The 23,823-nt window shown below is 69.2% G+C and carries 19 protein-coding genes; 8 read left to right on the top strand and 11 right to left on the bottom strand.

Annotated features, from left to right (window positions below; all coding sequences use genetic code 11):
- The first annotated feature begins 22 nt into the window (after positions 1-22).
- The 3 genes from PKE75_RS01240 to PKE75_RS01230 are packed head-to-tail and all read left to right on the top strand — an operon-like array spanning position 23 to position 3,528.
- Positions 23-1,495 (top strand): TadA family conjugal transfer-associated ATPase, encoded by a 1,473-nt coding sequence (locus PKE75_RS01240; RefSeq protein WP_271166869.1) that lies wholly within the window; start codon positions 23-25, stop codon positions 1,493-1,495.
- A gap of 23 nt (positions 1,496-1,518) precedes the next feature.
- The gene (locus PKE75_RS01235) at positions 1,519-2,502 is read left to right on the top strand and encodes a type II secretion system F family protein (RefSeq protein WP_271166868.1); all 984 of its coding nucleotides are present in this window, start codon (positions 1,519-1,521) and stop codon (positions 2,500-2,502) included.
- Positions 2,503-2,553: 51 nt separating this feature from the next.
- Positions 2,554-3,528 (top strand): type II secretion system F family protein, encoded by a 975-nt coding sequence (locus PKE75_RS01230; protein WP_271166867.1) that lies wholly within the window; start codon positions 2,554-2,556, stop codon positions 3,526-3,528.
- A 39-nt stretch (positions 3,529-3,567) separates the two neighbouring features.
- Here the strand turns inward: PKE75_RS01230 and PKE75_RS01225 are convergent, their stop codons facing one another.
- The 5 genes from PKE75_RS01225 to PKE75_RS01205 form a co-directional block, all read right to left on the bottom strand.
- Positions 3,568-3,816: a hypothetical protein gene (locus tag PKE75_RS01225; RefSeq protein ID WP_271166866.1), complete on the bottom strand. Its 249-nt coding sequence runs from the start codon at positions 3,814-3,816 to the stop codon at positions 3,568-3,570.
- Between the two features lie 86 nt (positions 3,817-3,902).
- On the bottom strand, positions 3,903-5,063 hold the full coding sequence (locus PKE75_RS01220) for an osmoprotectant NAGGN system M42 family peptidase (protein WP_271166865.1): 1,161 nt from the start codon (positions 5,061-5,063) through the stop codon (positions 3,903-3,905).
- An 83-nt stretch (positions 5,064-5,146) separates the two neighbouring features.
- Positions 5,147-6,868, bottom strand: coding sequence for an N-acetylglutaminylglutamine synthetase (gene ngg, locus PKE75_RS01215; RefSeq protein WP_271166864.1), 1,722 nt, complete (start codon positions 6,866-6,868; stop codon positions 5,147-5,149).
- Positions 6,869-6,921: 53 nt separating this feature from the next.
- Positions 6,922-8,694 carry an N-acetylglutaminylglutamine amidotransferase gene (locus PKE75_RS01210; protein WP_271166863.1) on the bottom strand — a complete coding sequence of 591 codons (1,773 nt, stop codon included), beginning with the start codon at positions 8,692-8,694 and terminating at the stop codon, positions 6,922-6,924.
- Between the two features lie 254 nt (positions 8,695-8,948).
- Complete coding sequence (locus PKE75_RS01205; RefSeq protein WP_271166862.1) at positions 8,949-9,956, bottom strand: NAD(P)H-quinone oxidoreductase; 1,008 nt, start codon at positions 9,954-9,956, stop codon at positions 8,949-8,951.
- Positions 9,957-10,141: 185 nt separating this feature from the next.
- Between PKE75_RS01205 and PKE75_RS01200 the strand changes: the two genes are divergently transcribed.
- Together PKE75_RS01200 and PKE75_RS01195 are read left to right on the top strand one after the other, a co-directional pair.
- Entirely contained in the window at positions 10,142-11,410 is a 1,269-nt protein-coding gene (locus tag PKE75_RS01200; RefSeq protein WP_271166861.1) for an adenosylmethionine--8-amino-7-oxononanoate transaminase, read from the top strand.
- Positions 11,407-12,393 (top strand): beta-ketoacyl-ACP synthase III, encoded by a 987-nt coding sequence (locus PKE75_RS01195; protein WP_271166860.1) that lies wholly within the window; start codon positions 11,407-11,409, stop codon positions 12,391-12,393. Before PKE75_RS01200 ends, PKE75_RS01195 begins: the two co-directional genes overlap by 4 nt.
- Positions 12,394-12,434: 41 nt before the next feature.
- Here the strand turns inward: PKE75_RS01195 and PKE75_RS01190 are convergent, their stop codons facing one another.
- From PKE75_RS01190 to PKE75_RS01180, 3 genes are all read right to left on the bottom strand, one after another.
- On the bottom strand, positions 12,435-13,562 hold the full coding sequence (locus PKE75_RS01190) for a polysaccharide biosynthesis/export family protein (protein ID WP_271166859.1): 1,128 nt from the start codon (positions 13,560-13,562) through the stop codon (positions 12,435-12,437).
- 181 nt (positions 13,563-13,743) lie between these two features.
- Positions 13,744-15,213, bottom strand: a complete 1,470-nt coding sequence (locus PKE75_RS01185) for an LTA synthase family protein (protein ID WP_271166858.1) — start codon at positions 15,211-15,213, stop codon at positions 13,744-13,746.
- On the bottom strand, positions 15,210-16,592 hold the full coding sequence (locus PKE75_RS01180) for a capsular polysaccharide export protein, LipB/KpsS family (RefSeq protein WP_271166857.1): 1,383 nt from the start codon (positions 16,590-16,592) through the stop codon (positions 15,210-15,212). Before PKE75_RS01180 ends, PKE75_RS01185 begins: the two co-directional genes overlap by 4 nt.
- A gap of 390 nt (positions 16,593-16,982) precedes the next feature.
- On the opposite strand from PKE75_RS01180, the gene PKE75_RS01175 reads away from it, so the two are divergent.
- Genes PKE75_RS01175 through PKE75_RS01165 form a run of 3 tightly spaced genes read left to right on the top strand, consistent with a single transcriptional unit; the run spans position 16,983 to position 20,784 of the window.
- Positions 16,983-18,296: a capsule polysaccharide biogenesis protein gene (locus PKE75_RS01175; protein WP_271166856.1), complete on the top strand. Its 1,314-nt coding sequence runs from the start codon at positions 16,983-16,985 to the stop codon at positions 18,294-18,296.
- Between the two features lie 5 nt (positions 18,297-18,301).
- Positions 18,302-19,099 carry an SDR family NAD(P)-dependent oxidoreductase gene (locus PKE75_RS01170; protein ID WP_271166855.1) on the top strand — a complete coding sequence of 266 codons (798 nt, stop codon included), beginning with the start codon at positions 18,302-18,304 and terminating at the stop codon, positions 19,097-19,099.
- A 14-nt stretch (positions 19,100-19,113) separates the two neighbouring features.
- Positions 19,114-20,784, top strand: coding sequence for a thiamine pyrophosphate-binding protein (locus PKE75_RS01165; protein ID WP_271166854.1), 1,671 nt, complete (start codon positions 19,114-19,116; stop codon positions 20,782-20,784).
- Between the two features lie 2 nt (positions 20,785-20,786).
- On the opposite strand, the gene PKE75_RS01160 is transcribed toward PKE75_RS01165, so the two are convergent.
- The 3 genes from PKE75_RS01160 to PKE75_RS01150 form a co-directional block, all read right to left on the bottom strand.
- Complete coding sequence (locus PKE75_RS01160; RefSeq protein WP_271166853.1) at positions 20,787-21,545, bottom strand: pyrimidine 5'-nucleotidase; 759 nt, start codon at positions 21,543-21,545, stop codon at positions 20,787-20,789.
- 130 nt (positions 21,546-21,675) lie between these two features.
- Positions 21,676-22,326 carry a response regulator gene (locus PKE75_RS01155; RefSeq protein ID WP_271166852.1) on the bottom strand — a complete coding sequence of 217 codons (651 nt, stop codon included), beginning with the start codon at positions 22,324-22,326 and terminating at the stop codon, positions 21,676-21,678.
- Positions 22,323-23,738, bottom strand: coding sequence for a histidine kinase (locus PKE75_RS01150; protein ID WP_271166851.1), 1,416 nt, complete (start codon positions 23,736-23,738; stop codon positions 22,323-22,325). Before PKE75_RS01150 ends, PKE75_RS01155 begins: the two co-directional genes overlap by 4 nt.
- Between the last annotated feature and the right edge of the window lie 85 nt (positions 23,739-23,823).

The raw sequence follows: 23,823 nt of genomic DNA, 5'->3' as shown, positions 1-23,823 counted from the left end.
CGGTCCCTATCGGAGCGCATACATGTTCGGAAAACGCGGATCGACGGTCGCGCCAGCCACGGGCGGCTTCGGCCGGACCACGGCGAACGGCGACTTCGGAGCGCCGCTGATCCCGGTCGCTCCGCTGGTGGGCGCGACGGCCGGGCAGCAGATCGAGCCGCGTCCGAGCGCGCCTGCGCCCACGGCAGACGCCAAGCGCAGCGAAGACTATTTCCAGACCAAGAGCCGGATCTTCGGCGCGCTGATCGAGGCCATCGACCTCGCCCAGCTCGCCCGCCTGGACGCCGAGAGCGCGCGCGAGGAAATCCGAGACATCGTCAACGAGATCATCGCGATCCGAAACGTCGTGATGTCGATCGCCGAGCAGGAGGAGCTGCTCGAGGACATCTGCAACGACGTGCTCGGCTATGGCCCGCTCGAACCCTTGCTCGCCCGCGACGACATCTCCGACGTGATGGTGAACGGCGCCGAGAAGACCTACATCGAAGTCGCCGGCAAGGTGCAGAACACCCATGTCCGGTTCCGCGACAACGCCCAGCTGCTGAACATCTGCCAGCGCATCGTCAGCCAGGTCGGCCGTCGCGTCGACGAAAGCTCGCCGATCTGCGACGCGCGCCTCCCCGACGGCTCTCGCGTCAACGTCATCGTCGGGCCGCTCGCGCTGGACGGCCCGACGCTCACCATCCGCAAGTTCAAGAAGGACAAGCTGACGCTCGACCAGCTGGTGCGCTTCGGCTCGATCAGTCCCGAAGGCGCCGAGATCCTCAAGATCATCGGGCGCGTCCGGTGCAACGTGCTGATCTCGGGCGGCACGGGCTCGGGCAAGACGACGCTGCTGAACTGCCTGACGCGCTACATCGACGAGGACGAGCGCATCATCACCTGCGAGGACGCCGCCGAGCTGCAGCTCCAGCAGCCGCACGTGGTGCGGCTCGAGACGCGTCCGCCGAACCTCGAGGGCGAGGGCATGGTGAGCATGCGCGATCTCGTCAAGAACTGCCTGCGCATGCGCCCCGAACGGATCATCGTCGGCGAGGTGCGCGGACCGGAGGCGTTCGACCTGCTGCAGGCGATGAACACCGGCCATGACGGCTCGATGGGCACGCTGCACGCGAACTCCCCGCGCGAGGCGCTGTCGCGCCTCGAGAGCATGATCACGATGGGCGGGTTCACCCTGCCGTCGAAGACCATCAAGGAGATGATCTGCACCTCGGTCGACGTCATCGTGCAGGCCTCTCGCCTGCGCGACGGCTCGCGCCGCATCACGCACGTCACCGAGGTGATGGGCATGGAAGGCGACGTGATCATCACCCAGGACATCCTGCTCTACGACATCCTCGGCGAGGACGCGAACAAGAAGCTCCTCGGCCGCCATCGCTCGACCGGCATCGGCCGTCCGCGGTTCTGGGAGCGCGCCCGCTACTTCGGCGAGGAGAACCGGCTCGCCGCTGCGATCGACGCGATGGACCCCGACGCCCCGTCCCGCGTCGCCTGAGGGGCTGAGCAGCGAGCCGCGCCATGATGATCCCCGCCATGCCAGGCAATCTTCCGGTGATCCTGCTTGCGACCGTCGCCGCGGGCGGCGCCGCCTACGCCCTGATCTACCCCCGCCTGTCCGGCGCGCTCCGGGTGGAGCAGCGGCAGAAGATGGTCGGACTCGACCGCAGGCAGGCCGCGACCCAGGCGGCGGAAAGCGTGCGACGCGGACAGGTCGCCCACAGCCTCAAGGCGCTCGACGATCGCCAGAAGCGCATCAACCGGCCCAACCTCCAGATGCGCATCGCCCAGGCCGGGCTGCTCTGGTCGAAGGAGAAATTCTACGTCGTCAGCGCGATCATCGCCGCCGCCCTCGCGCTCGGGGCGATGATCGGCACGGGCGACATCAGGATCGCAGGCTTCCTCGCCTTCGTGGGCGCCTTCGGCGTCCCGCGCTGGATGCTGACGTTCCTCAAGAAGCGCCGGATCAGCAAATTTCTGGCGGGTCTGCCGGACGGCGTCGAAGTCATCCTGCGCGGCCTGAAATCCGGCCTGCCCCTCGGCGACTGCATCCGCATCGTCGCGAACGAGGCGCAGGAGCCGGTGAAGTCCGAATTCCGCAAGATCGTCGAGGAGCTGGCCGTCGGCATTCCGCTCGGCGACGCCGTCGGCAAGCTCTACGAGCGCATGCCGGTGTCGGAGGCGAACTTCTTCGGCATCGTCATCGCGATCCAGTCGAAGTCCGGCGGCAGCCTGTCGGACGCGCTCGGGAACCTCGCCCGCGTGCTGCGCGACCGCAAGAAGATGAAGGCCAAGATCCAGGCCATGAGCATGGAGGCGAAAGCCTCCGCGACCATCATCGGCGCGCTGCCGCTCATCACCATCGCGGTCATATCCTTCACCAGCCCGACCTACATGGAGCTGATGTGGACCACCGACACCGGGCGCGTGATGCTCGTGCTGTCGGCCGCGTGGATGCTGACCGGCATCCTCGTCATGAAGAAGATGATCAATTTCGACTTCTGATCGGCTCGGCGCCGGTCGCGCCGCGAGGCGCAAATCATCAGGGGACGGCGCGTGGTCGACCACATCTTCCGGTTCATCAACGATCCGCATGCGATGGCCGCGATGCTCGCCGCCGTCGCGGCGATCGCCACGGTGCTGACCTTCGCGATGCCGCTGCTCGCCGGCGACGGGCTTGAGAAGCGCATGAAGACCGTCGCGCTCGAACGCGCCAAGATCCGGACGCGCGAGCGTGAGCGGCTGGCCAAGGGCGAGCGCAACAGCCTGAAGCGCGAGCCGAAGGCCTACATGCAGAGCATCGTCAGCCAGCTCCATCTGGCCAAGCACCTTGGAACAGAGGACGCCAAGGAGAGGCTTCAGCTCGCCGGCTATCGCGGCCAGGGCGCGATGGTCGCCTTCCTGTTCTTCCGCCTCGTGGTTCCGATCGGCTTCCTGATCGTCGCGCTGTTCTATTTCTTCGTGGTCGACGATTTCGGCATGGACCCGCTGATGCGGATCGGAGCCGTCGTGTTCGCGACCTATATCGGATTCAAGGCGCCGGAGATCTTTCTCAAGAACCAGCGGCAGAAGCGGCAGCTCTCGATCAAGCGCGCGTTCCCGGACGCCCTCGACCTGATGCTGATCTGCGTGGAGTCCGGCATGTCGATCGAAGCCGCCTTCCGCAAGGTCGCCGACGAGATCGGAACCCAGTCCATCCCGCTCGCCGAAGAGCTGACGCTGGCGATGGCCGAGATGTCCTATCTGCAGGACAGAAGGCTCGCCTATGAGAATCTCGGCATGCGGACCGGGCTTGATTCCGTGAAGTCGGTCGCGACCGCGCTTATCCAGGCCGACAAATACGGCACCGCGATCGGTCAGGCGCTGCGCGTGCTGGGCCAGGACAGCCGGGACAGCCGCATGGCGGAAGCCGAGAAACGCGCCGCCGCGCTGCCGCCGAAGCTGACCGTTCCGATGATCCTGTTCTTCCTGCCGGTGATCTTCATCGTGATCCTCGGGCCGGCCTACATCCAGGTGATGGCGGTCAAGTGAGCGCCCGCGCGCGACGCGCGCTCCCGTAGGTCGCGCTGCTTAAGAGCGCGCGAGCCGGGTGGCGTTTGCGAGAACGATCCCGCGATAGTCGTCGACGACGCTTTCGATCGAGCAGCCGGTCATCAGGCGGCTGGCCGACACCATCCCGGCTTCGAGCTTCTCTGCGCACATCAGTTGCATCTCCTCGAGAGCGGAGACGCCGCCAAGCGCGCATTTCGCGACGCGCAGGTCAATGACGTGCTGCGACTCGGCCGCGAGCATCAGAAGCTTGTTCCACGTGCCGAACATCGGTCGTCTCCCGGGCAGGAGGCGAACCACTCGCATACCACCGCGGATCAACGGTCCCGCAAGCGGTTCCGTTCCCAAGGCCAGTCTCACTCGCGGGGAGACAGCTCCTCGGCGGGCTCGATGTCGGGTTCGGCCGGCGCCGTGGGCTGGTGCGGGAAGCCCTCGATCGAGCCGAGCGCCTTGGCGTCGCGCTTGATCTCGACCGGGCTCGTCACATAGGCGGTCATCAACTCCGCGAGCGAGCGCAGCGCGTGCATGTGGATGCGCTCGTAGCCGTGGCTGGCGTCGACGCCGAACGTCGCGAGCGCGGTCCGCACGTCGGCTCCCGCCTCGATCGCCGAGGCGCTGTCGGAGCGGTAATAGCGGAACACGTCGCGCTGGTGCCGGATGTCGTTGTCGCGGGCCAGCCGGATCAGCTCGTGGGTGAGGTGGTAATCGAACGGGCCGGTCTGATCGGCCATTGCGATGGTCACGCCGAATTCGTCGCTCGCCTGGCCGGGCGCCGTGGTGCCGTTGTCGATCGTGACCATGGCGGCGACGTCGTGCGGCAGGACGGCGGCCGCGCCGACGCCGACCTCTTCGGCGATCGACAAGACGAACCAGGTGTCGACCGGCAGGCGTTCGCCCGACTCCACCACCGCCTTCAGCGTCGCCAGCAGGATGGCGACCCCCGCCTTGTCGTCGAGATGGCGTGAGACGATGAAGCCGTTGTCGAGGAACTCGGCCTGGGTGTCGATCGCGACCACGTCGCCGACGTGGAAGCCGAGGCGCTGGAGATCGGCGACGTCGCGCACCAGCGCATCGACGCGCACTTCGACATAGGGCCAACCGGTGGGCTGGGTGTCGACTTCGTCGGCGTAGGTGTGGCCGGACGCCTTCAGCGGCAGGATCGAGCCGCGATAGGCGCCCTGTTCGGTGAAGATCGTGACGCGCGCGCCTTCCGCGAAGCGCGCCGACCAGCTCCCGATCGGAACGACCTCGAGGCGGCCGTTCGGCTTCAGCAGCTTCACCTGCGCGCCGAGCGTGTCGAGATGCGCGATCAGGGCGCGCGAGGGGTCCTTCGCCTTGCCCTTGAGCTTGGCCCGGATCGCGCCGCGCCGGGTCACCTCGGGCTCGACGCCCAGCCGCACGAGCTCGTCGACGACGGCATGCGTGATGCTGTCGGTGAAGCCCGTCGGGCTCGGGATCTTGAGTAGTCCCTTGAGCTGGTCGGAGAGATAATCGATGTCGACTTCGAGGCGCGGCATGGATCCTCGGGGAAGCTGGCCTGGAGCGGCGATTCGACGGGCTGTTTATCACGCCCCGCCGCGGCGGCGGAAAGTCTCCGCCGTCAGCTCAGTCCGACGCGGCGCACCGAGGCCGGCATCGACAGCGGGAACAGCAGGTCGATGAAACGCTCGGCCGTCGGCTGCGGTTCATGGTTCGCGAGGCCCGGGCGCTCATTGGCCTCGATGAACGCGTAGTCCGCGAGATGAGGCGCCTTGATCATGAAGTCGACGCCGACGACTGGAATGTCGATCGCCCGGGCGACCTTCACCGCCGCATCGACAAGGCGTGGATGCACCATGCCCGTGACGTCGTGGATCGTGCCGCCGGTGTGAAGGTTCGCGGTTTTTCGCACCGCCAGCGTCTCGTTTTCCGGGAGCGCGTCGTCGAGCGAATAGCCCGCCTTCTTCACGCAGCGCTCGGTCTCGGCGTCGAGCGGGATCGAGCTTTCCCCTCCGGTCGCGGCCGACCGGCGCTTGCTCTGCGCCTCGATAAGGCCGCGGATCGGCGTCTTGCCGTCCCCGACCACGCGGGCGGGCCGGCGCATGGCGGCCGCGACCAGCCTGAAGTCGATCACGATCAGCCGGAGGTCGTCGCCCTCGACCATCTGTTCGACGATCACCCGGTCGCAGAAGGCGCGGGCGTGCTCGATCGCCTTCTCGACGTCCTCGATCGTCTCCAGGCCGACGGAGATGCCGCGGCCCTGCTCGCCGCGGGCGGGCTTCACCACCACGGCCGCGTGCTTGTGGAGGAAGGCCTGCAGCCCCTCGCGGTCGCCGGCCTCGATCTGCTCGGGCACGACGACGCCCGCCTTCTCCACCGCGCGGCGCGTCACCGCCTTGTCGTCGCAGATCGACATCGCGACGCCGGTGGTGAGCTCGCTCAGCGACTCGCGGCAGACCAGCGAGCGGCCGCCATGGGTCAGGCGGAAGAAGCCGCCTTCGGCGTCGGTCACCTCGACGCCGATGCCGCGGCGGCGCGCCTCGTCGACGATAATCTTGGCGTAGGGGTTCAGCCCCTCGACGCCGGGCTCGCCGACGAACAGGCGCTCGTTGATGTAGTTGCGGCGCTTGATCGAGAAGGTCTGCGTGCGCACGAAGCCGAGCTTCTCGTAGAGCCCGATGGCGAGATCGTTGTCGTGCATCACCGACAGGTCCATCGTCCGGGCGCCGCGCTCCTTGAAGAGCTCTGCGAGGCGGCGGACGAGCGTCTCGCCGACGCCCGGATGGCGGGACTGCGGGTCGACCGCGAGGCACCAGAGCGACGAGCCTTTCTCCGGATCGGCGAACGCGGTGACGTGGTCGACGCCGGTCACCACGCCGATGACCTCGTCGGTGCGGGCGTCGACCGCGACGAGGTGGACGAGCGTCTCGCTGTCGCGCGCGCGCTCGTAGAAATCCGGCGGTCCCGAGACCATGTGGCGCGCGGCGTAGATCCGGTTGACCGCCTCGATCTCGTGCGGGCTCTCGAGCTTGCGGACGTTGAACGCCCTTTGTCCGCGGCGCGACGGCCGATATTCGCCGAGATCGAGCCGGAACATGTGGCTCGGGTCGAGGAACAGCTCCAGCGGGGCCTGCGCCAGCAGCACGTGCGGGTCGTCGACATAGACCGCGATGTCGCGCCGGTCCGGCCCTTCCTCGCGCAGCGCGTCGGCGAGGGCGCGGGGATCCGAGAAGGTCTGCCCGAACAGCAGCCGGCCCCAGCCGCAATCGACGATCGCGTCCGGCTTCGGCGCCGGCGGCGCGGCCGCGCCGGCAGTTTCACGGTCAGCGACGGAAAGCGTCATCGGCCGTAGCCTTTCTGTTTCAGCGTTCGTTCGGCCCGCGAAAGACCGCCGGATCAGACCCCGTGCGTCTGCAGCCACACCTCGAGCAGGGCGCACTGCCAGAGCTCCGAGCCTCGCAGCGGCGTGATGTGCGCCTGCGGGTTCTCGAACAGCGTCTCCAGATACTCCGGCCGGAACAGGCCGCGCTCGCGCGCCGCCTGGCTGCCAAGCGCGTCACGCACCATCTCGAGCGTCTTGCCTTCGAGATATTTCAGGCCAGGCACGGGAAAATAGCCCTTCGGCCGGTCGACGATCTCCTTCGGCACGATCTGGCGGGCGAGATCCTTCAGAACGCCCTTGCCGCCGTCGGCGAGCTTGTGCTTCCCCGGAATGCGCGCCGCGAGCTCGACCAGTTCGTGGTCCAGGAACGGCACGCGCGCCTCCAGCGAATGCGCCATCGTCATGTTGTCGACTCGCTTCACAGGGTCGTCGACCAGCATGACGGTCGAATCCAGGCGCAGCGCTTTGTCGACGGCGTCGTCGGCCCCGGCCATCGCGAAATGCTCCTCGACGAAGGCGCGGGCGTTGTCGGCGCCGGCGTATTCGTCCGTCACATGGGCGAGGTAGCGCGCGTGATCGCGGTCGAAGAACGCCTTGGCGTAGTCAGCCGCGGGATCGTTCGAGGCCGCAACCGGCGGGTACCAGTGATAGCCGGCGAAAATCTCGTCGGCGCCCTGGCCGCTCTGCACCACGGTGACGTGCTTCCGCACCTCCTCCGACAGCAGGTAGAACGCCACGCAGTCATGGCTCACCATCGGCTCCGACATCGCGTCGATCGCGCCCGGAAGCGCGTCGAGCATGCGGCTCTCCTCGATGCGGATCTTGTGATGCGTGGTCCCGAACCGCTCGGCGATGATGTCGGAATATCTGAACTCGTCGCCTTCCTCGCCGCCCCGGGCCTCGAAGCCGATGGAGAAGGTCTCGATGTCGTTGTGTCCAAGCTCCGCCAGAAGCGCGACGACCACGCTCGAATCGACGCCGCCCGACAGCAGCACGCCGACCGGCACGTCGGCGATCATGCGGCGGGCGACGGCGGTGCGAAGGCTGTCATGCACCTGCCCGCGCCATTCCTCGAACGAGCGCGCGACGTCGGCCGACGACCGTTCGTAGGAGACGGTCCAATAGACCTCCTCCTTGGTGCGGCCGTCCGGCTCGTAGATGCGCAGCGTGGCGGGCGGAAGCTTCCGGACGCCCGCGAGGATCGTGCGCGGCGCAGGCACGACCGAGTGGAACGTCATGTAGGCGTTGAGGCCGACCGGATCGATCGAGGCGTCGACGCCTCCCGCCTTCAGCAGCGAGGGCAGCGAGGACGAGAACCGCAGCCGGCCGGCGCCTTCCGAGATGTAGAGCGGCTTGATGCCGAGCCGGTCGCGGATGAGGATCACGCGGCCCGAATCGCGTTCGTGGATCGCGATCGCGAACATGCCGAACAGCTTCTTCGGCAGCTCGGTCCCCCAGGCATGCCAGCCCTTGGAGATCACCTCGGTGTCCCCCTCGGAGAAGAACACGTAGCCCTTCGCCTCGAGCTCGGCGCGCAGCTCCTTGTGATTGTAGATGCAGCCGTTGAAGACGATGGTGACGCCCAGCGCGGGATCGACCATCGGCTGCTCGGCCTTTTCTGAGAGGTCGATGATCTTCAGCCGGCGGTGGCCGAACGCGACGCGCCCGCGCGCCACGATCCCGTCGCCGTCGGGGCCTCGCTTGATCATGCAGCCGTTCATGGCCATGACGGCGTCGACCGAGGCCGGCTGGCCGAGGAAGGTCACCTCACCGCAGATTCCGCACATTTTTCAAAGCGCCCGCTTGTTCGTCGAGCCGGGCAGTTAAGGCGCGGAGCGGAGAAATCGAGTCTTTCGGCCCGGTAGGCGCGCCCAAACTGTGGGCGCCGCAGCATGACGACGTCGTCTGATCGAAAAACGCGGCGTCGTCCTCCGGCTTGACCGGAGGACCCATGTTCGAGCGTAGCGCTCGAGCCTTGAGATGGGTGGTCCGGTCAAGCCGGACCACGACGAGGTTTATTCTGCTTCCTCGCGCTTGGCTCTCACGCCTTCCCCGTCGTCAGCAGGATCTTGCCCATGTGCGAGCTCTGCTCCATCAGCCGGTGAGCGTCGGCGGCCTTCTCCAGCGGGAACGTCGCGTGGACGATGGGCTTCGCCTTGCCGGCCTCGATCAGCGGCCAGACCTCGCGCTTGAGCGCGTCGGCGATCGCGCCCTTCTGGGCGACGGTGCGGGGGCGCAGCGTCGAGCCGGTGACGGTGAGACGCTTCAGCATGATCGGGGTGAGGTCGATCTGCACCTTCGGCCCCTGCATGAAGGCGATCTGCACCAGCACGCCCTCGACGCTGAGCGACTTGATGTTCTTCGCGGTGTAGTCGCCGCCGATCATGTCGAGGATGACGTTGACGCCCTTGGCGCCGGTCGCCTCCTTCAGCACCGCCTGGAAGTCCTCCGTCCGGTAATCTATCCCCCGCGCGGCCCCGAGCTTCTCGCAGAAGGCGACCTTCTCCGGCCCCCCCGCAGTCGCGTACACCGTCGCGCCGCGTGCGACCGCGAGCTGGATCGCGGTGGTGCCGATGCCCGACGTGCCGCCGTGCACGAGGAAGCTCTGCCCCTCCTTCAGCCCGGCGCGCTCGAACACGTTGGTCCAGACGGTGAAGAAGGTTTCGGGGATGCCGGCCGCGTCGATTAGCGAAACGCCCTTCGGCACGGGCAGGCAGGTGGCGGCCGGCGCCGTGACGTATTCCGCATAGCCGCCGCCGCCGAACAGCGCGCAGACCTCGTCGCCGACCTTCAGGCCCTCGACTCCGGCCCCGAGCGCCGCCACCCGGCCGGACGCCTCCATGCCGAGCGTCTCCGGCGCGCCGGGGGGCGGGGGATACATGCCGAGGCGCTGCATCACGTCCGGCCGGTTCACGCCTGCGGCCACGACCTCGATCAGCGCCTCGCCGTCGCCGGGCGTCGGCAGCGGCCCCTTCGCCGGGACCAGCACCTCCGGGCCTCCGTCGCCCGTGGCGCGGATGTAGGTCATCTCGGTCGGAAGGTCGGTCATCGCGGATCGGTCCTCGTCGGTGTCTGCGTCGCGAAGGGTTTGGCGCGCGCGACGCAGCAGGGCAAGCGCGACGCACGCCGCCGCGGATCGCCGCGTTCCCTTCCGGCGCCGGAGCGGCTATGGCTCGCGCTCCAAAAAAGCCCGGCCGAGCCCGGCCGCCCGAAGCGCCGAACTGCTAGAGCGCCATGTCCCCGTCCTCTCCCCTCTGGCGGCCTTTCACGCAGCACGCCGTCGAGCCCGCGCCGCCGAAGATCGTCCGCGCCGAGGGCGCGTGGCTGGAGACGGCGACGGGCGAAAAGATCCTCGACGCGATCTCGTCCTGGTGGGTGACGACGCATGGCCACCGCCACCCGGCGATCATGGCCGCCATCGCGGAAGCAGGCGAAAACCTCGATCAGATCATCTTCGCGGGCCTCACCCACGAGCCGGCGGAACGGCTGGCGCGCGAGCTCGTAGCGCTGGCTCCTGCCGGACTGAAGCACGTCTTCCTGTCGGATTCCGGCTCCACCGCCGTCGAGGTCGCGCTCAAGATGGCGCTCGGCGTTTTCGCCAACCGCGGCGAGACGCGGACCAGGATCGCCGTGCTCGAAGGCGGCTATCACGGCGACACGATCGGGACGATGAGCGTCGGCGAACGCGGCGTGTTCAACGCGCCCTACGAGCCGCTGCTGTTCGAGGTCGAGCGGCTGCCGTTCCCGGCGCCCGGCCGCGAGCAGGCGACGATCGACGCGCTGGACGCCGCGGGCCGCCGGGGCGACCTCGCCGCCGTGGTGGTGGAGCCGCTGGTGCTGGGCGCCGGCGGCATGCGCATGTACGGCCCCGCGACGCTCGCCGAACTGAAGCGCGCCACGGAGCGCGCCGGGGCGCTGTTCATCGCCGACGAGGTGATGACCGGCTGGGGCCGCACCGGAACCCTGTTCGCCTGCGAGCAGGCGGGCGTCGCGCCGGATATCCTGTGCACCTCGAAGGGCCTCACCGGCGGGGCCGTGCCGCTCGCGGCGACGCTGGCGACGGCCGAGATCTTCGACGCGCATTATTCGACCGACCGCGCCAAGACCTTCTTCCATTCCTCGTCCTTCACCGCGAACCCGATCGCGTGCGCGGCGGCGCTCGCCAATATCGGCGTCTGGCGCGACGAGCCGGTCGCCGAGCGCGTCGCGGCCCTCGCATCCGCGCAACGGGCCCGCATCGGGCGCTTCGACGGCGATGCGCGGTTCGCGAACGCGCGCGTCCGCGGCACGATCGCAGCCGTCGATATCGTGACGCCGGACGCCGGCTATCTCGCCGAGATCGGCCCGAAGCTGCGCGCCTTCTTCCTGGGCCAGGGCCTGCTGGTGCGGCCGCTCGGCGACGTCGTCTACCTCATGCCGCCCTATTGCGTGACGGAGGACGAGCTCGACCGGCTCTACGACGCCATCCTCGAGGCGCCCGACGCGCTCGGCCTCAGGCCGTGAGGGCGGCCGGAACCCGTATCCTCGGTCTCGGCCATGCGGCCCCTTCGCGCCGGGTCGCGAACGCCGAGATCGAGAGCGCGCTCGGACTGGAGCCAGGCTGGATCGAGCGCCGCACCGGCGTGCGCGAACGCAGGTGGGCGAGCGACGGCGAGACGCTTTCGGGGCTTGCGGGACAGGCGGGCGACGACGCGCTGAAGAGCGCAGGCGTCGATCGAGGCGAGATATCGCTACTGCTTCTCGCGACATCGACCCCCGACCAGCTGCTGCCGCCTTCCTCGCCGCTCGTCGCCCGCCGGCTCGGCCTGACCCGCGCCGGCGCGATCGACCTCGCCGGCGCCTGCGCGGGGTTCGTCTACGCCTTCGCGCTCGCCGACGCCCATGTTCGCGCGACGGGCAGGGCCGCGCTCGTGATCGCCGCCAATCTCCTCAGCCGCCGGATCAATCCGGCGGAGCGGGCGAGTTCGGTGCTGTTCGCGGACGCCGCCGGCGCCGTCGTGCTGGGACCCTCGCAGGATGCCGCCCGCGGCGTCATCGGCCAGTCGCTTGCGTCGGACGGCGCGGGCTATGGGCTGGTCGGGATCGCCGCCGGCGGCAGCAGCCGGCCGTTCACGCACGACGTCGCGGTCGACGAGACGCTGATGACCATCTCGGATGGCCGCGGCCTGTTCGCCGAGGCGGTGCGCCTGATGGCGGAGTGCTCGACCGAGGCGCTGGGCGAGGCGGGCGTCGCGGCGCAGTCCGTCGACCGCTTCGTTCCGCATCAGGCCAATGCGCGCATCTTCTCAGCGGTCGGCCGCAAGGTGGGAACGCCAGCGGCTGCGACGGTCTCCACAGTGGCGGAGTACGGCAACTCGTCGGCCGCCACCATCCCGCTGTCGCTCAGCCTTTCACACCAGGCTCGGCCTGTCGCCGAAGGCGAAACCCTGCTGCTGGCGGCCGCTGGCGCAGGGCTTGTCGGCGGAGCGCTCGTCTTCAGGACGTGAAAGAGGACGGCCGAGGGCCGTCCTCTAAAGCCTCGCCGAAATTAAAGCCTCGCCGAAATCCGCTGCGCGAGATAGGCGGTCGAGGCCACGTTGCGCGCGGTCGACAGGATCTCCAGGAACTTCTGCAGCTCGGTGAGCGGCGCATTCGACACGAAGAGCACGTCGCGGTCGCGCATCATGAAGTTCCGGGCGAAGAAGTAGGCCCTCGGATCGCGCAGGTTGACGCGGTAGACCACCGGCACCTTCTCGCCGAAGCGGCCATTGTAGTCCGGTCGCATCGAGCGCACGGCGGAGGCCGGCTCGTAGCGGAACAGGAAGAACGCGCTGGGATCGGAGCGCTGGTCGATCAGGCCGCCCGCCTTGCCGACGGCTTCGAGCAGCGAGAGCTTCTCGATTCCGAAATTGATCGGGCCGGGATTCGGCACCGCGCCGAAGGCGAGGAAGATCTCTGGATCCTTGGTGACGTAGATGCGGTCGTTCGGCTGGACGTAGACGTTCTCGGACTGATTATCGATCAGGTCCTTCATCACCGCCGAGGCCTGGCTCGAGCCGCGCTGCAGCGTGACGCGGGTTTCGAAGGCCTCCTGCTTGGCGCCGCCGGCGGTGGCGAGAACGTCGAGCACGCGGTCGCCGGCTGCGGTGATCGGGTAGCGGCCGGGCTTCGAGACCTCGCCGTTGACGACGAAGCTGCGGCTGACCGTCTCGGTGATCTGGACCAGCGCCTGCGGCTGGATGGCGCGGCCTTCGAGCGCCGCGACGATGCGCCTCTCGACGACCTGCGGAGATTCGCCCGCGGCCTTCACGCGGCCGGCGTACGGCACGCTGATCGAGCCGTCGGTGTCGACTCGCTGCTGGAGCGCGACGCGCGCGCCATAGGCGCTCGCAAACAGGCCGCCCTGGCCGGCTTCGAACAGGTTGATCGACAGCACGTCGCCGACGCCGACGATCTGGCCGGGCGCCGGGCGCGGGGCCGCGAAGCGGTTGGAGAACGGCGCGACGCGGTACTGCGAGAGGATGTCGACGACCTGCTGGTTCAGGTCGACGACCAGGTAATCCTTGATCGGGTCCGGATTTGTGTTCGGCGGGTCGATCTGCGTCGTGCTTGGGCCAGCGGCCGGCAGCGTCGAGCAGCCCGCCAGTATGCCGACAGCGGCGCAGACGAGCGCCAAGCCGGAAACGTGCCTGGACCGCATAAGGCCTCACTTAGCGCTATTACCCCGGGCGGTCCCGTTAGCACCGAACCTATTACGTGCCAACTAACGTCCGCGTCCGCGCCCTCCGGCCCCGTCGATGACGCCGCTTTGGTTGAGCGTTAGAGACGTTTTGGCAACATTTCAGGCGCCGGCCGCCTTAACTTCTGGCTCGCAGCAAACGTCCGAGAGCGTCGATCGACAGGTCGCGGGCGGGCCTGCGGCGCTTCTCGGACTCGCTCGAATCCCACAGCAGATAGTCTGCGGATCCGCGGTCCGGCATGTCCGGATGAAGCGTGCGCGCCGGCGCATGGTCGCCATAGACGCAGAGCAGGGCGCCGCCCGGCCGGCTGCGGAGCGCGGCCGCGATCCGGCCGACCATGCGGTCGGCGTTTTCGAGATGGCGGCCATACTGCGCGGCCGGATCGTCGAGTCCCTCGATCCGGCCGGGACCCCAGGGGCCATGATTCTCGATCGTGACGGCGAAGATGAAGGTCGGCTCCCGCGCCGCTTCGATCTCCGCGACCACCGCATCGGCGAGCGCGGCGTCGGAGACGTAAGGGCCGAATCGTTCGGAGCCGGCGAACGCCTCGCCGTCGATGAAGCGCTCGAAGCCGAGCGCCGGCATCAGCTCGTCTCGCTCGAAGAACCGGCGGTCGTAGGGGTGGATGAAGATGGTGCGCCGTCCGGAGGCGCGGAAATGCCGGGCGAGCGAAGCCGAGGCGTAGGCCTTGGCTGTGAGGTAGGGATCGAGCGCGTCCAGACCGAGCGAGTCCGTCGGCAGTCCGGTCAGGAATCCGAATTCGCTGCGCATCGTATAGGCGCCCTCGGCCGGCACCCGGCAACGGCCCCAGGCGATGGCGCGCTTCCTCAGGCTGCGCCAGACCGGAAGGTCCGGGCCCGGCAGCCCTCGGCCGACGAGGTCCACAAAGCTCTCGCTCTGGATTGCGACGATCATCGCCGGCCCCTTCGCCGCAGGCCGGGGAGCGGGAGTGGTCGCCTCCGCCGCGAGCGCGGCCGGGGAGGGACGGATCTGCCTCCGCCAGGCGAGCCAGTGCAGCAGCATGGCGCCGCCAAGACCGAATCGGCTCACGTCGCGGGCCGGGTCCGGCGCCGCGCCGACCAGCCGCTGCGCGGCGGAGGACGCGGGCGCAGTCCTGAGGCCGAGCCAGACCGCAAGCGCTGCGAGCGGCGGGATCGCGAGCAGCGCGCCGCCGCCCGGCGGCAGGATCGAAGGCTCGAAGAAGAACCACACCGCGGTTGCGGCGGCCACCGCCGCAAAGGCGCCGATCGCGCGGGGGCTCTTCAGCCTGTCGGCGTAATAGAGCCGTGGGTGCCGGATCGCGAGCCGCACCAGCGCGAAGTCGGAGAACAGCAAAGGCTCGCCGAGAATGCGTCGTTTCATCCCGTCACCCGCCCCGAACAGGGCCGACAGCGCGATGACGACGAAGCCGGCGTGCCAGGGTCGCCACGACAGCGCAAAGGCGCCGGCGAACAGCCCGGCGTGCAGGGCTAGCCGGAACGCCAGCGCGCCTGCCGGCGCCTTGAATGAGCCGAGCGAAGGCGGCCAGCGCTCGACCTCGAGCGAAACCACGAAGGACAGCGCGAAAGCGATCAGGAGCGAGGTCACGAAAGTCTCCGCGCGATCGGGCCGAGCAGCCGATGGCGCGTCAGGGCGTAGGCGTGCCGGAAGCGGCTTCTGAGCCGTCCGGTCCCGGTGGCAGCTTGCGCGCGCTGCTCGAGAATGCGGTCGAGCGCGGTTTCCGGCCCGCAGGGGAGCAGGGTGACCGGGTCGCAATACAGCGGATAGAGGATGAGCGCGGCCGCGACCAGTTCGTCGATCGTCCGCGGGCGACCGCGGCGCGGCTGCGGCGCGAGGTCCTCGGTCAGTCCCCAGCCGGCGTAGAACGGCTGTCCGTGGGTCGTGATCTCGAGCCCGCGCAACAGACCTTCGAAGCCCGAGAGCGAAGTCATGGTCTCGATCGCCCGGCATTGCGGATAGAGCGCCGCGATCGAGCCGTCGATCACCACGGCGTCGGCGAGCCGGGCGCATTCGGGATCGACCGCCTCGCCGCGCCGATAGCCGGCGACGACGTCGGGATGCGGCTTGTAGACGATGAAGGCGTCCGGTCTCCGGGCGCGGGCGGCGGCCAGCAGCGCACGATTGGTACGGACCGCGCCGGCCCCGCGCAGGATCGAGGCGTCGTCCTCGACCTGCCCCGGAACCAGCAGGCCGAAGCGTCCCTCGGGCACCACGCGCGCGGCCGCCGAGGCGCCGACATTGTACTTGGTGGCGCCCTCGTCCACGAGCCGCCGGCGGAGCGCGGCGGCGCGAGCCAGCATCGCTTCCGGGATATCGCGCTCGCGAAGGATCACCTCGAGATCGCTCGGACCCGCGGGGTCGTAATAGACCCCGGCCCCGTCGAGCACGAGCGAGACCGGGCGGACGAAGGCCGCGCCGAGCCCGACCGAGCGCAGGAAGCCGTCCTCCAGCCGGGAAAGCGGGACGTCCGCCTCGCGTGCGGCGCGCTCGGCGGTTTCCGTCCGGCGGGACGCCCAGACCACCATCTGCCCGGACGACCGCTTCGCGCGCGCTGCGGCGTCCTCGGGGCGGCTGACGAAGACGGGCGGGCCGTTCGGTCCGTCGAGGAACGCGGTGAGCGTCGTCCGCTTCCAGCTCGTCACGCCGATCGCGAAGCTCCGGCGCGCAGTTTTTTCGCGATGCCGCAGAATGTCGCCCGCAATGGTTGCAGCGCGGCCGGGCGTGATGCGGCGGCGATCATAAGGCGACAGCCAGACCAAATCGGCGTCTGCGGGGTCGAACTCCGGCGCGATGCGGATGTCGCCGGGGGGGGCGAGATTTGCGAGGGCCGCGAAGGCCTCGCGCAGCGCAGCCCGGTCCGGTGGCGGGTCGCCGGCGCCGCCCAGCCCGTCGACGCGATAGCAGAGCGGCCGGTCCGCGCGGTCGAGCAGCGCCACCGCGAATGGCCCTTCCGCGACGGTCAGCAACCGCGCGCTTTTCGCAGTTGCGAGCGCTTTCGCCGATTCGAAAGCCGGATCGTCAATTGCGGTCACGACCGCAACAAGCGGTCCGCGCGGGCGTGCGAAAGCCGGGGCGCTCACCCCCGAGATGGCCTCGACGTCCGCGGTCCTCCGCCGCAAACGTCTGCATATGATTGCCACTCTGCCCGTCGTGTGGTTCAAATGGTGGTCCGAGTTTTCTACGCTCCCAAATTCAAGTTCAGCGCTAGCGGTCCGCCGCTTGCGGTGCAACGGCCAATGCGACGCCGCCGGCTCGGCTCAGACGTCGCAGGTTCTCGCAAGTGCGAGATCGTTTTGGGCGCGCCATAGCGAAAGGACGGGGTTGGGTCGCTAGAACCCGACCCGGGCAGGCGACCGATGATCGACGGCGGGGACGACGTTCGAACGCGGCCGAAACGCACGTTCCTTTTTCTTCAGGGGCTGGCCTCGCCCTTCTTCAAGCGGCTGGGCAAGGCGCTCCGTAACGAAGGTTACGGCGTCGAGCGAATCAATCTCAATCTCGGCGACAGGCTGTTCTGGGGCGTCCCGGGCGCCGTCGACTATCGCGGCAGGTTCGACGACTGGCGGGATTTCCTGTCGGCGCTGATGGACGCGCGCGAGGTGACCGACCTCGTCCTGTTCGGCGACGGGCGGCCCTATCACCGCGTCGCGATCGCCACCGCCCAGCTTCGTGGCGTCGACGTCCATGTCTTCGAGGAGGGCTATTTTCGCCCGCACTGGATCACGATGGAGGCCGGCGGCGTCAACGGCTTCTCCAGCCTGCCCCGCGATCCGGAGACGATCCGGCGGCTCGCCGACGAGCTTCCGGAACAGGTTCCCCATCGCCCGATCTATGGCGACATGCGCACGCGCTCGCTGTGGGACGTCATCTACAACGGCGCGAATATGGGGTTCCCGTATCTCTATCCGGGCTATCGCCGCTATCGTCCGCAGCATCCGCTGATCGAATACGCCGGCTGGATCGGCCGCTTCATGCGCCGCAAGGCTGAAGCGCGTCGGGCGGCGGGGGTGGAGCAGGCGCTGGCGGCCGAGGGCGCGCCGTATTTCGTCTTGCCGCTGCAACTCGACAGCGATTACCAGATCCGCCTCCATTCGCCGTTCAGCGCGATGAACGAGGTCGTCGAATTCGTCGCCCGCTCCTTCGCGGCCCACGCGGCGCCGGAGGCGCGTCTCGTCGTCAAGCTGCACCCGCTCGACAACGGTCTCGTGAATCGCCGGCGCGCGACGCAGATCACCGGCCGCCGCACCGGCCTCGGCGACCGGCTGCTCTATATGGACGGCGGTCAGGGGGCAGGGCTCATCGACCGCTCGTCCGGCGTCGTGGTGGTGAACAGCACCATCGGCACGCTTGCGATCGACCGCGGCAAGCCGACGATCGCGCTCGGACAGGCGATCTACGATCTCCCCGGCCTCACCCATCAAGGCACGCTCGAGAGCTTCTGGCGCGCGCCGACGCCGCCCGATCCGGACTTCGTGGCGGCGTTCCGCAAGGTCGTCACGGCGCAGACCCAGCTGAACGGGGGGTTCTATTCGGGCGAGGCTGTCGACATTGCGGTCGCGAACGCGATGGTCCGGCTGGTCGCGCATTCGCCGCATCTCGCGCGCGCCAGGGCGCCCGGCTGGCGGGTCGAGCGCGCCTACGCCGAGAGATCTCCGGTCCCCGGCGAGTGAGCTCCATGTCTGCGCGTTCCGGGTTTCCGAGGTCGGTCGTCGTCACCGGCGGCGGTCGCGGCATCGGCGCCGCGCTGGCCCGCGTCTACGCCGAACCCGGGGCGACGCTGCTGCTGATTGGACGCGACGCCGCACGGCTCGAGGCGGTCGCCGCCGAATGCCGGGCGAAGGGCGCCGCCGTCGAGATCGCCTCCGTCGACGTCTCCGACGCAGCGGCGCTGTCGAGCGTCCTGCTCGCCTTCGACGCCGCGCATCCCGTCGATCTGCTGATCGCCAACGCCGGAGTCTCGGGCGGCCTCGAGGAGGGCCGGCGGATGGAGACCTTCGAGAGCGCGCAACGCCAGCTCCGCGTCAATCTCGAGGGCGCGATCGCCACCGCCACGCCGCTGATCGAGCCGATGCGAGCCCGCCGCGGCGGCCGCATCGTGCTGATGAGCTCGCTCGCGGCCCTCCAGCCGGTCGGCGACACCGCGGCCTATTCCGCCTCCAAGGCCGGCGTTCTCGCCTGGGGCGAGGCGCTCGGCGATTTCCTCGCGCCGGACCAGGTCGGAGTCAGCGTTGTCTGCCCAGGCTTCGTCACCTCCGACATGAGCGCCCGCTATCTCGGGCCGAAGCCGTTCGAGATGTCCGCGGACGACGCGGCGGCGCTGATCCGGCGCCGTATCGAACGCGGCGCCGAGCGGATCGCGTTCCCCTGGCAGATGGTCGCCGCCATCCGGGTCGGCCGCATGCTGCCGAGGAGCCTCCTGCGCATGATCCTCGCGCGCGTTCCCGTCGTGATCGCCGCCGACCGGCACGGCTGAGGCGGGAGAAGCGGATGGCGGCTCTGCGCACCGGCGCCGACATTCTCGTCGACGCGCTCGTGGCGAACGGTCTTGCGCTTGGCTTCGGCGTGCCCGGAGAAAGCTACCTCCCCGTTCTCGAGGCGATGCGCGCGAAGCGCTTCGACTTTGTCGTCTGCCGGCAGGAGGGCGGCGCCGCGATGATGGCGGAGGCCGCCGGCAAGCTGACGGGACGCGCCGGCCTCTGCTTCGTCACCCGTGGCCCCGGCGCCGCCAACGCCATGAGCGGACTCCACGTGGCGAGCCAGGACTCGACGCCGATGATCCTGTTCGTCGGGCAGGTCGCGCGCGGCGTGCGCCATCGCGAGGCCTTCCAGGAGCTCGACTGTCGCGCGGTGTTCGGCTCGATGGCGAAATGGGTCGTCGAGATCGACGATCCCGCCCGCATCCCCGAATTCGTCTCGCGTGCGCTGCGGGTCGCATGCCAGGGCCGCCCCGGCCCGGTCGTGATCGCGCTGCCCGAGGACATGCTTGCGGAAACCGCTGAGATCGCGGACGCCGCTCCCGTCGTCTCCGCCGAGACATGGCCCGGGCTCGCCGATATGGCGCAGCTTCAGAAGATGCTGTGGGCGGCGAAGAGGCCGATCGCGCTCGTGGGCGGCTCGCGCTGGTCGGCGGCGGCGGTGGAGCGGGTCAAGCGTTTCGCGGCGCGCTTTGCGCTTCCGGTCGCCGTCACCTTCCGCAGGCAGATGCTGTTTCCGGCCGATCATCCGAGCTTCGCCGGCGATCTCGGCATCGCGCCGAACCCGAAGCTCGCGGCCCGCGTGGCGCGCGCCGATCTCGTCCTGCTGGTCGGCGGCCGGCTGAGCGAGGCGTCGAGCCAGAGCTACGCGGCGTTGTCGGTCCCCACGCCGCGGCAGGCTCTGGTCCATGTCCATGCCGACGCCGAGGAGATCGGCCGGGTGTACCAGCCGACTCTCGGGATCAACGCCTCGCCGATCGCCTTCGCGGCCGCGCTCGAAGGCCTGCAGCCGCCCCAAACCATCCCCTGGGCTGACGAGGCTGCTGCGGCGCGTCGGGATTATCTCGAGTGGTCGGGCGCGGTCCCCGCGCATCCCGGCGCCGTCCAGATGGCGGAGGTGATGGCGGCGCTCGCCGGACTGCCGGCGGACGCCATAGTCTGCAACGGCGCCGGCAACTACGCCGGGTGGCTGCACCGCTTCCACCGGTTCACGGCCTACGGATCGCAGCTCGCGCCGACCTCGGGCTCCATGGGCTACGGCCTGCCGGCTGCGATCGCGGCGAAGCGGTTGTTCCCCGACCGCGAGGTCGTGGCGCTGGCGGGCGACGGCTGCTTTCTGATGACGGGGCAGGAACTGGCGACCGCCGTCCAGCGCGAGCTCGCGCTGGTTGTCGTCGTGCTCGACAACGGCCAGTACGGCACGATCCGGATGCATCAGGAGCGGGACTATCCGGGCAAGCCGTTCGGGACGGCGTTGCGCAATCCGGACTTCGCCGCGCTCGCACGAGCCTATGGCGCGGTGGGCTTTTCAGTGACGGAGAGCGGCCGGTTCGCCGCCGCCTTCGCGGAGGCGCGCGCCTGCGGGCGACCGGCGCTGGTCCATGTGCAGATCGACCCCGAGGCGATCACGCCGACTGCGACGCTCGCGGGAATTCGGGCGGCCGCGCGAGAGGCCGGGCGGTAGAGCTAGCGCGCCACGATCGCGAGAGCGGCGAGGAAGCCGGCGAGGTCGTCCGTCATGTGGTCGACATGCGCGGCGGGCGAGGCGTCGTCGAGAGCGGTGAGGCGATCGAGCGCGTCGGGCTCGCCCTCGGCGGGCACCACCAGCACGGTTCGCATGCCGAGCGCATGCGGCACCACGAGATTCTTGCCGAGATCCTCGAACATCGCGGCCCTCGCCGGGGCGACGCCATGGAGCTTCAGGAACAGGTCGTAGGCGGCCGCCTCCGGCTTCGGCACGAAGCCCGAAGCCGCGATATCGAACACGTCGTCAAACAGGTGGGCGACCCCGAGCCGGGCGATGGTGCTCTCCGCATGCCGGCGCGAGCCGTTGGTCAGCACGAAACGTCGGCCGGGGAGCCGGGCGATGCCTTCCGCCAGGGCCGGCGCGGGCGCCAGCACCGAATGGTCGATGTCATGCACGAAGGCGAGGAAGTCGTCCGGATCGAGCCAGTCCTCCGACATCAGCCCCTTCAGCGTCGTACCGTAGCGCCGGTAGTAGTATTTCTGCAGCGCCCGGGCGCTCAGACCGTCGATGCCCTGGCGGTTCGCGATATAGGCCGTGATCTTGGCGTCGATCTGGTCGAACAGTCGCGACGAGGCCGGGTAGAGCGTGTTGTCGAGGTCGAAGACCCAGGTGTCGACGTGGTCGAAGCCCTTCTCCTCGGCCTGGCGCACATGCTCCTTGAGGACTGCGAAGGACTGGGGATCGGGTACGCGGTTCATGATGTCGCTTGATCGTTTCGCCCGCTGTGGCCGACGCTCCAGCCTAGCGCGCGATTCATGACATATTGGTTGTGGCGTCGCGAGGCGGCTTTATCCAGGGACGTCGAGGCCGTTTCGCCGCTCCGCGCCTTCACGCCGGCGCATCGACCTCCAGCAGCCCCGCGCTGATCGCGAGCCATACGAGGCTGGCGTCGGTCTGCGCGCTGAGCTTGGCCTTGATGCCCGAGTGATAGTTCTGGACGGTCTTCTGGCTGAGCGACAGGGCCCCGGCGATGGCGTCCGTCGTCATCCCCGACGCGATCAGCTGCAGGATCTCGACCTCGCGCGGGGCGAGGCTCTCGATCGGCGACCGCCGGCCGGCCATCCGCTCGGCCGCGATCTCCCGCGCGATGTCCGCGCTGACCGCCCGGCCGCCCTGCACGATCGTGGTCATGGCGTCGATCAGCTCGGTCGGGGGGCTGCTTTTTGTGACGTAGCCCATTGCGCCGGCGTCGAACGCCTTCAGCGCGAAGGCGAGCCCGTCATGCATCGTAAACACCAGGATGCGGGCTTTCCGGTCGTAGCCGCGGATGCGCCTGATCGCCTCCAGCCCGCTCGATCCCGGCAGGCTGAGGTCGAGGATGACGATGCTCGGCTGCAGCTTGCGGTATTGCAGATAGGCCTCCGAGACGTTCTCGGCCTCGCCGGCCACGCAGTAGCCGGTCTTGCGTTCGATCAGCTTGCGGTAGCCCGCCCGCACGACGGGATGGTCATCGACCAGTAGGATGGTGGTTGCGCTCACGCGTTCGCTCCGCCGGCCCCGGCCGGTTCGAGGCCGTAGAGAGGGATGATCGCGGCGATCCGCACCCCGTGCGCCGCCGGCCCGGTCGTGAGCCTGCCGCCCAACGCCTCGATCCGTTCGCGGATGCCGAGGATGCCATGTCCCGCGCGGTCGGTCAGCGAGGCCGGATCGCCGCCGCCGTCGTCCTCCACTGTCAAGGCGACCGCGTTGTCAGCGCCCGCCGTGCGTTCGACCTTGACCCGAACCTCGGTGGGAGCGCCATGCCGCGCAGCGTTGGTCAGGCATTCCTGGGCCACGCGGTAGATCGTCAGCGCGGCCTGATTGGGCACGGCGGCGAGGCCGCCGATGATGTCGAGGCGGAACACGGGCGGCGCAGATTGTCCCGCCGGCGCTGCGAGACGGGCGTTCCAGCTCGCGACCAGATGATCGAGGCTGCGCTCGAGCCCCACCTCGTCGAGCTCGGGCGGCCGCAGGCGCGAGAGGGTGCTTCGGAGGGTCGCCATCATCCGTTCGCTGATGCTCCCTATCTCGCGCGCCTCCTCGGCGACGTCCGGTCGCTCCGTCTCGCTCGCCGCCATGATCGCCGCGGCGAGCGCGCGGGTCGCGGTCAGGCATTGCCCGAACTCGTCATGGAGGTCACGCGCCAATGACCGACGCTCGTCTTCCTGCACCTGGAACAGGCGGCGCGTCAGCGCCGCGCGTTGCGCGGTGGTGTGCGACAGGCGTTGGGTGAGATCGTTGAAGGCGCGCGCGATCAGGTCGAACTCGCGTGTCCTGAACGCGGGCAGCCGCGCGCCGAGGTCGCCGGCCTCCAGTCGCTTCAGGCCCGCGACGATCACGTCGGCCGGCCGCAGCGCGTGGCCGATCGCGAGGGTCGCGAGCAGGCCGATCCCGACCGCCATCGCAGCGGCGACGCCGACCACCACGCTCACCTGGCGCCAGGCCTGCCGGGCCGCAGCGCCCTCGTCCGCCTCGGCGACGACGACGCCAGCGGTCTGCTTGAACACGTGGATGTTGCGGGTCTCTGCTTCGGTCGGGCCGAAGATCGCGCGATAGAACGCCATGAACCACGTCGGCGCCGAAGCGCCGACGTTCGCCGGGCCGCCGCAGAGCCTGAGCGGCGCCTCGCCGGTCCAGGCGAGGCTGACGCAGTAGCCCGGACTGATGACGCGGAGCGTGTCGGAGCTCCGCCAGTCCGGGAAGGCGAATTTGGCGTTCGCCCCGACGCTGCCGCGGAACGTCATCTCGCGCCATGCGAGGCCGGCCGCCTGCTGCGCCACGCGGTCCGCGGAAGCCGTCACCTCGGCCCGGATGTTCCGGTTGGCGTCGACCATCACCCAGGCCGCCGCGCAGAGCAGGCAGAGCGTCACCGCGCCGATGACCCGGTAGATCAGGCTAGCCAACAGAGACATCTGTGAAAGTCCTGCCCTTCCAAGGGATTGGTGTCCGGGATGGGGAGGCCGATTGCAAGCGCCGCGCCGAAATCGGGAAGAATTC

Source organism: Hansschlegelia plantiphila, assembly GCF_027922265.1.
Taxonomy (GTDB): Bacteria; Pseudomonadota; Alphaproteobacteria; order Rhizobiales; family Methylopilaceae; genus Methylopila; species Methylopila plantiphila.
Note: the sequence above shows the minus strand (reverse complement) of the source record. Positions and strands in the feature narration are given on the sequence as shown.

Coding starts and splice junctions, on each gene's coding strand:
- PKE75_RS01240 (WP_271166869.1), top strand. CDS start 23: ATGTTCGGAAAACGCGGATCGACGGTCGCGCCAGCCACGGGCGGCTTC.
- PKE75_RS01235 (WP_271166868.1), top strand. CDS start 1,519: ATGATGATCCCCGCCATGCCAGGCAATCTTCCGGTGATCCTGCTTGCG.
- PKE75_RS01225 (WP_271166866.1), bottom strand. CDS start 3,816: ATGTTCGGCACGTGGAACAAGCTTCTGATGCTCGCGGCCGAGTCGCAG.
- PKE75_RS01220 (WP_271166865.1), bottom strand. CDS start 5,063: ATGCCGCGCCTCGAAGTCGACATCGATTATCTCTCCGACCAGCTCAAG.
- ngg (WP_271166864.1), bottom strand. CDS start 6,868: ATGACGCTTTCCGTCGCTGACCGTGAAACTGCCGGCGCGGCCGCGCCG.
- PKE75_RS01210 (WP_271166863.1), bottom strand. CDS start 8,694: ATGTGCGGAATCTGCGGTGAGGTGACCTTCCTCGGCCAGCCGGCCTCG.
- PKE75_RS01205 (WP_271166862.1), bottom strand. CDS start 9,956: ATGACCGACCTTCCGACCGAGATGACCTACATCCGCGCCACGGGCGAC.
- PKE75_RS01200 (WP_271166861.1), top strand. CDS start 10,142: ATGTCCCCGTCCTCTCCCCTCTGGCGGCCTTTCACGCAGCACGCCGTC.
- PKE75_RS01175 (WP_271166856.1), top strand. CDS start 16,983: ATGATCGACGGCGGGGACGACGTTCGAACGCGGCCGAAACGCACGTTC.
- PKE75_RS01170 (WP_271166855.1), top strand. CDS start 18,302: ATGTCTGCGCGTTCCGGGTTTCCGAGGTCGGTCGTCGTCACCGGCGGC.
- PKE75_RS01165 (WP_271166854.1), top strand. CDS start 19,114: ATGGCGGCTCTGCGCACCGGCGCCGACATTCTCGTCGACGCGCTCGTG.
- PKE75_RS01160 (WP_271166853.1), bottom strand. CDS start 21,545: ATGAACCGCGTACCCGATCCCCAGTCCTTCGCAGTCCTCAAGGAGCAT.
- PKE75_RS01150 (WP_271166851.1), bottom strand. CDS start 23,738: ATGTCTCTGTTGGCTAGCCTGATCTACCGGGTCATCGGCGCGGTGACG.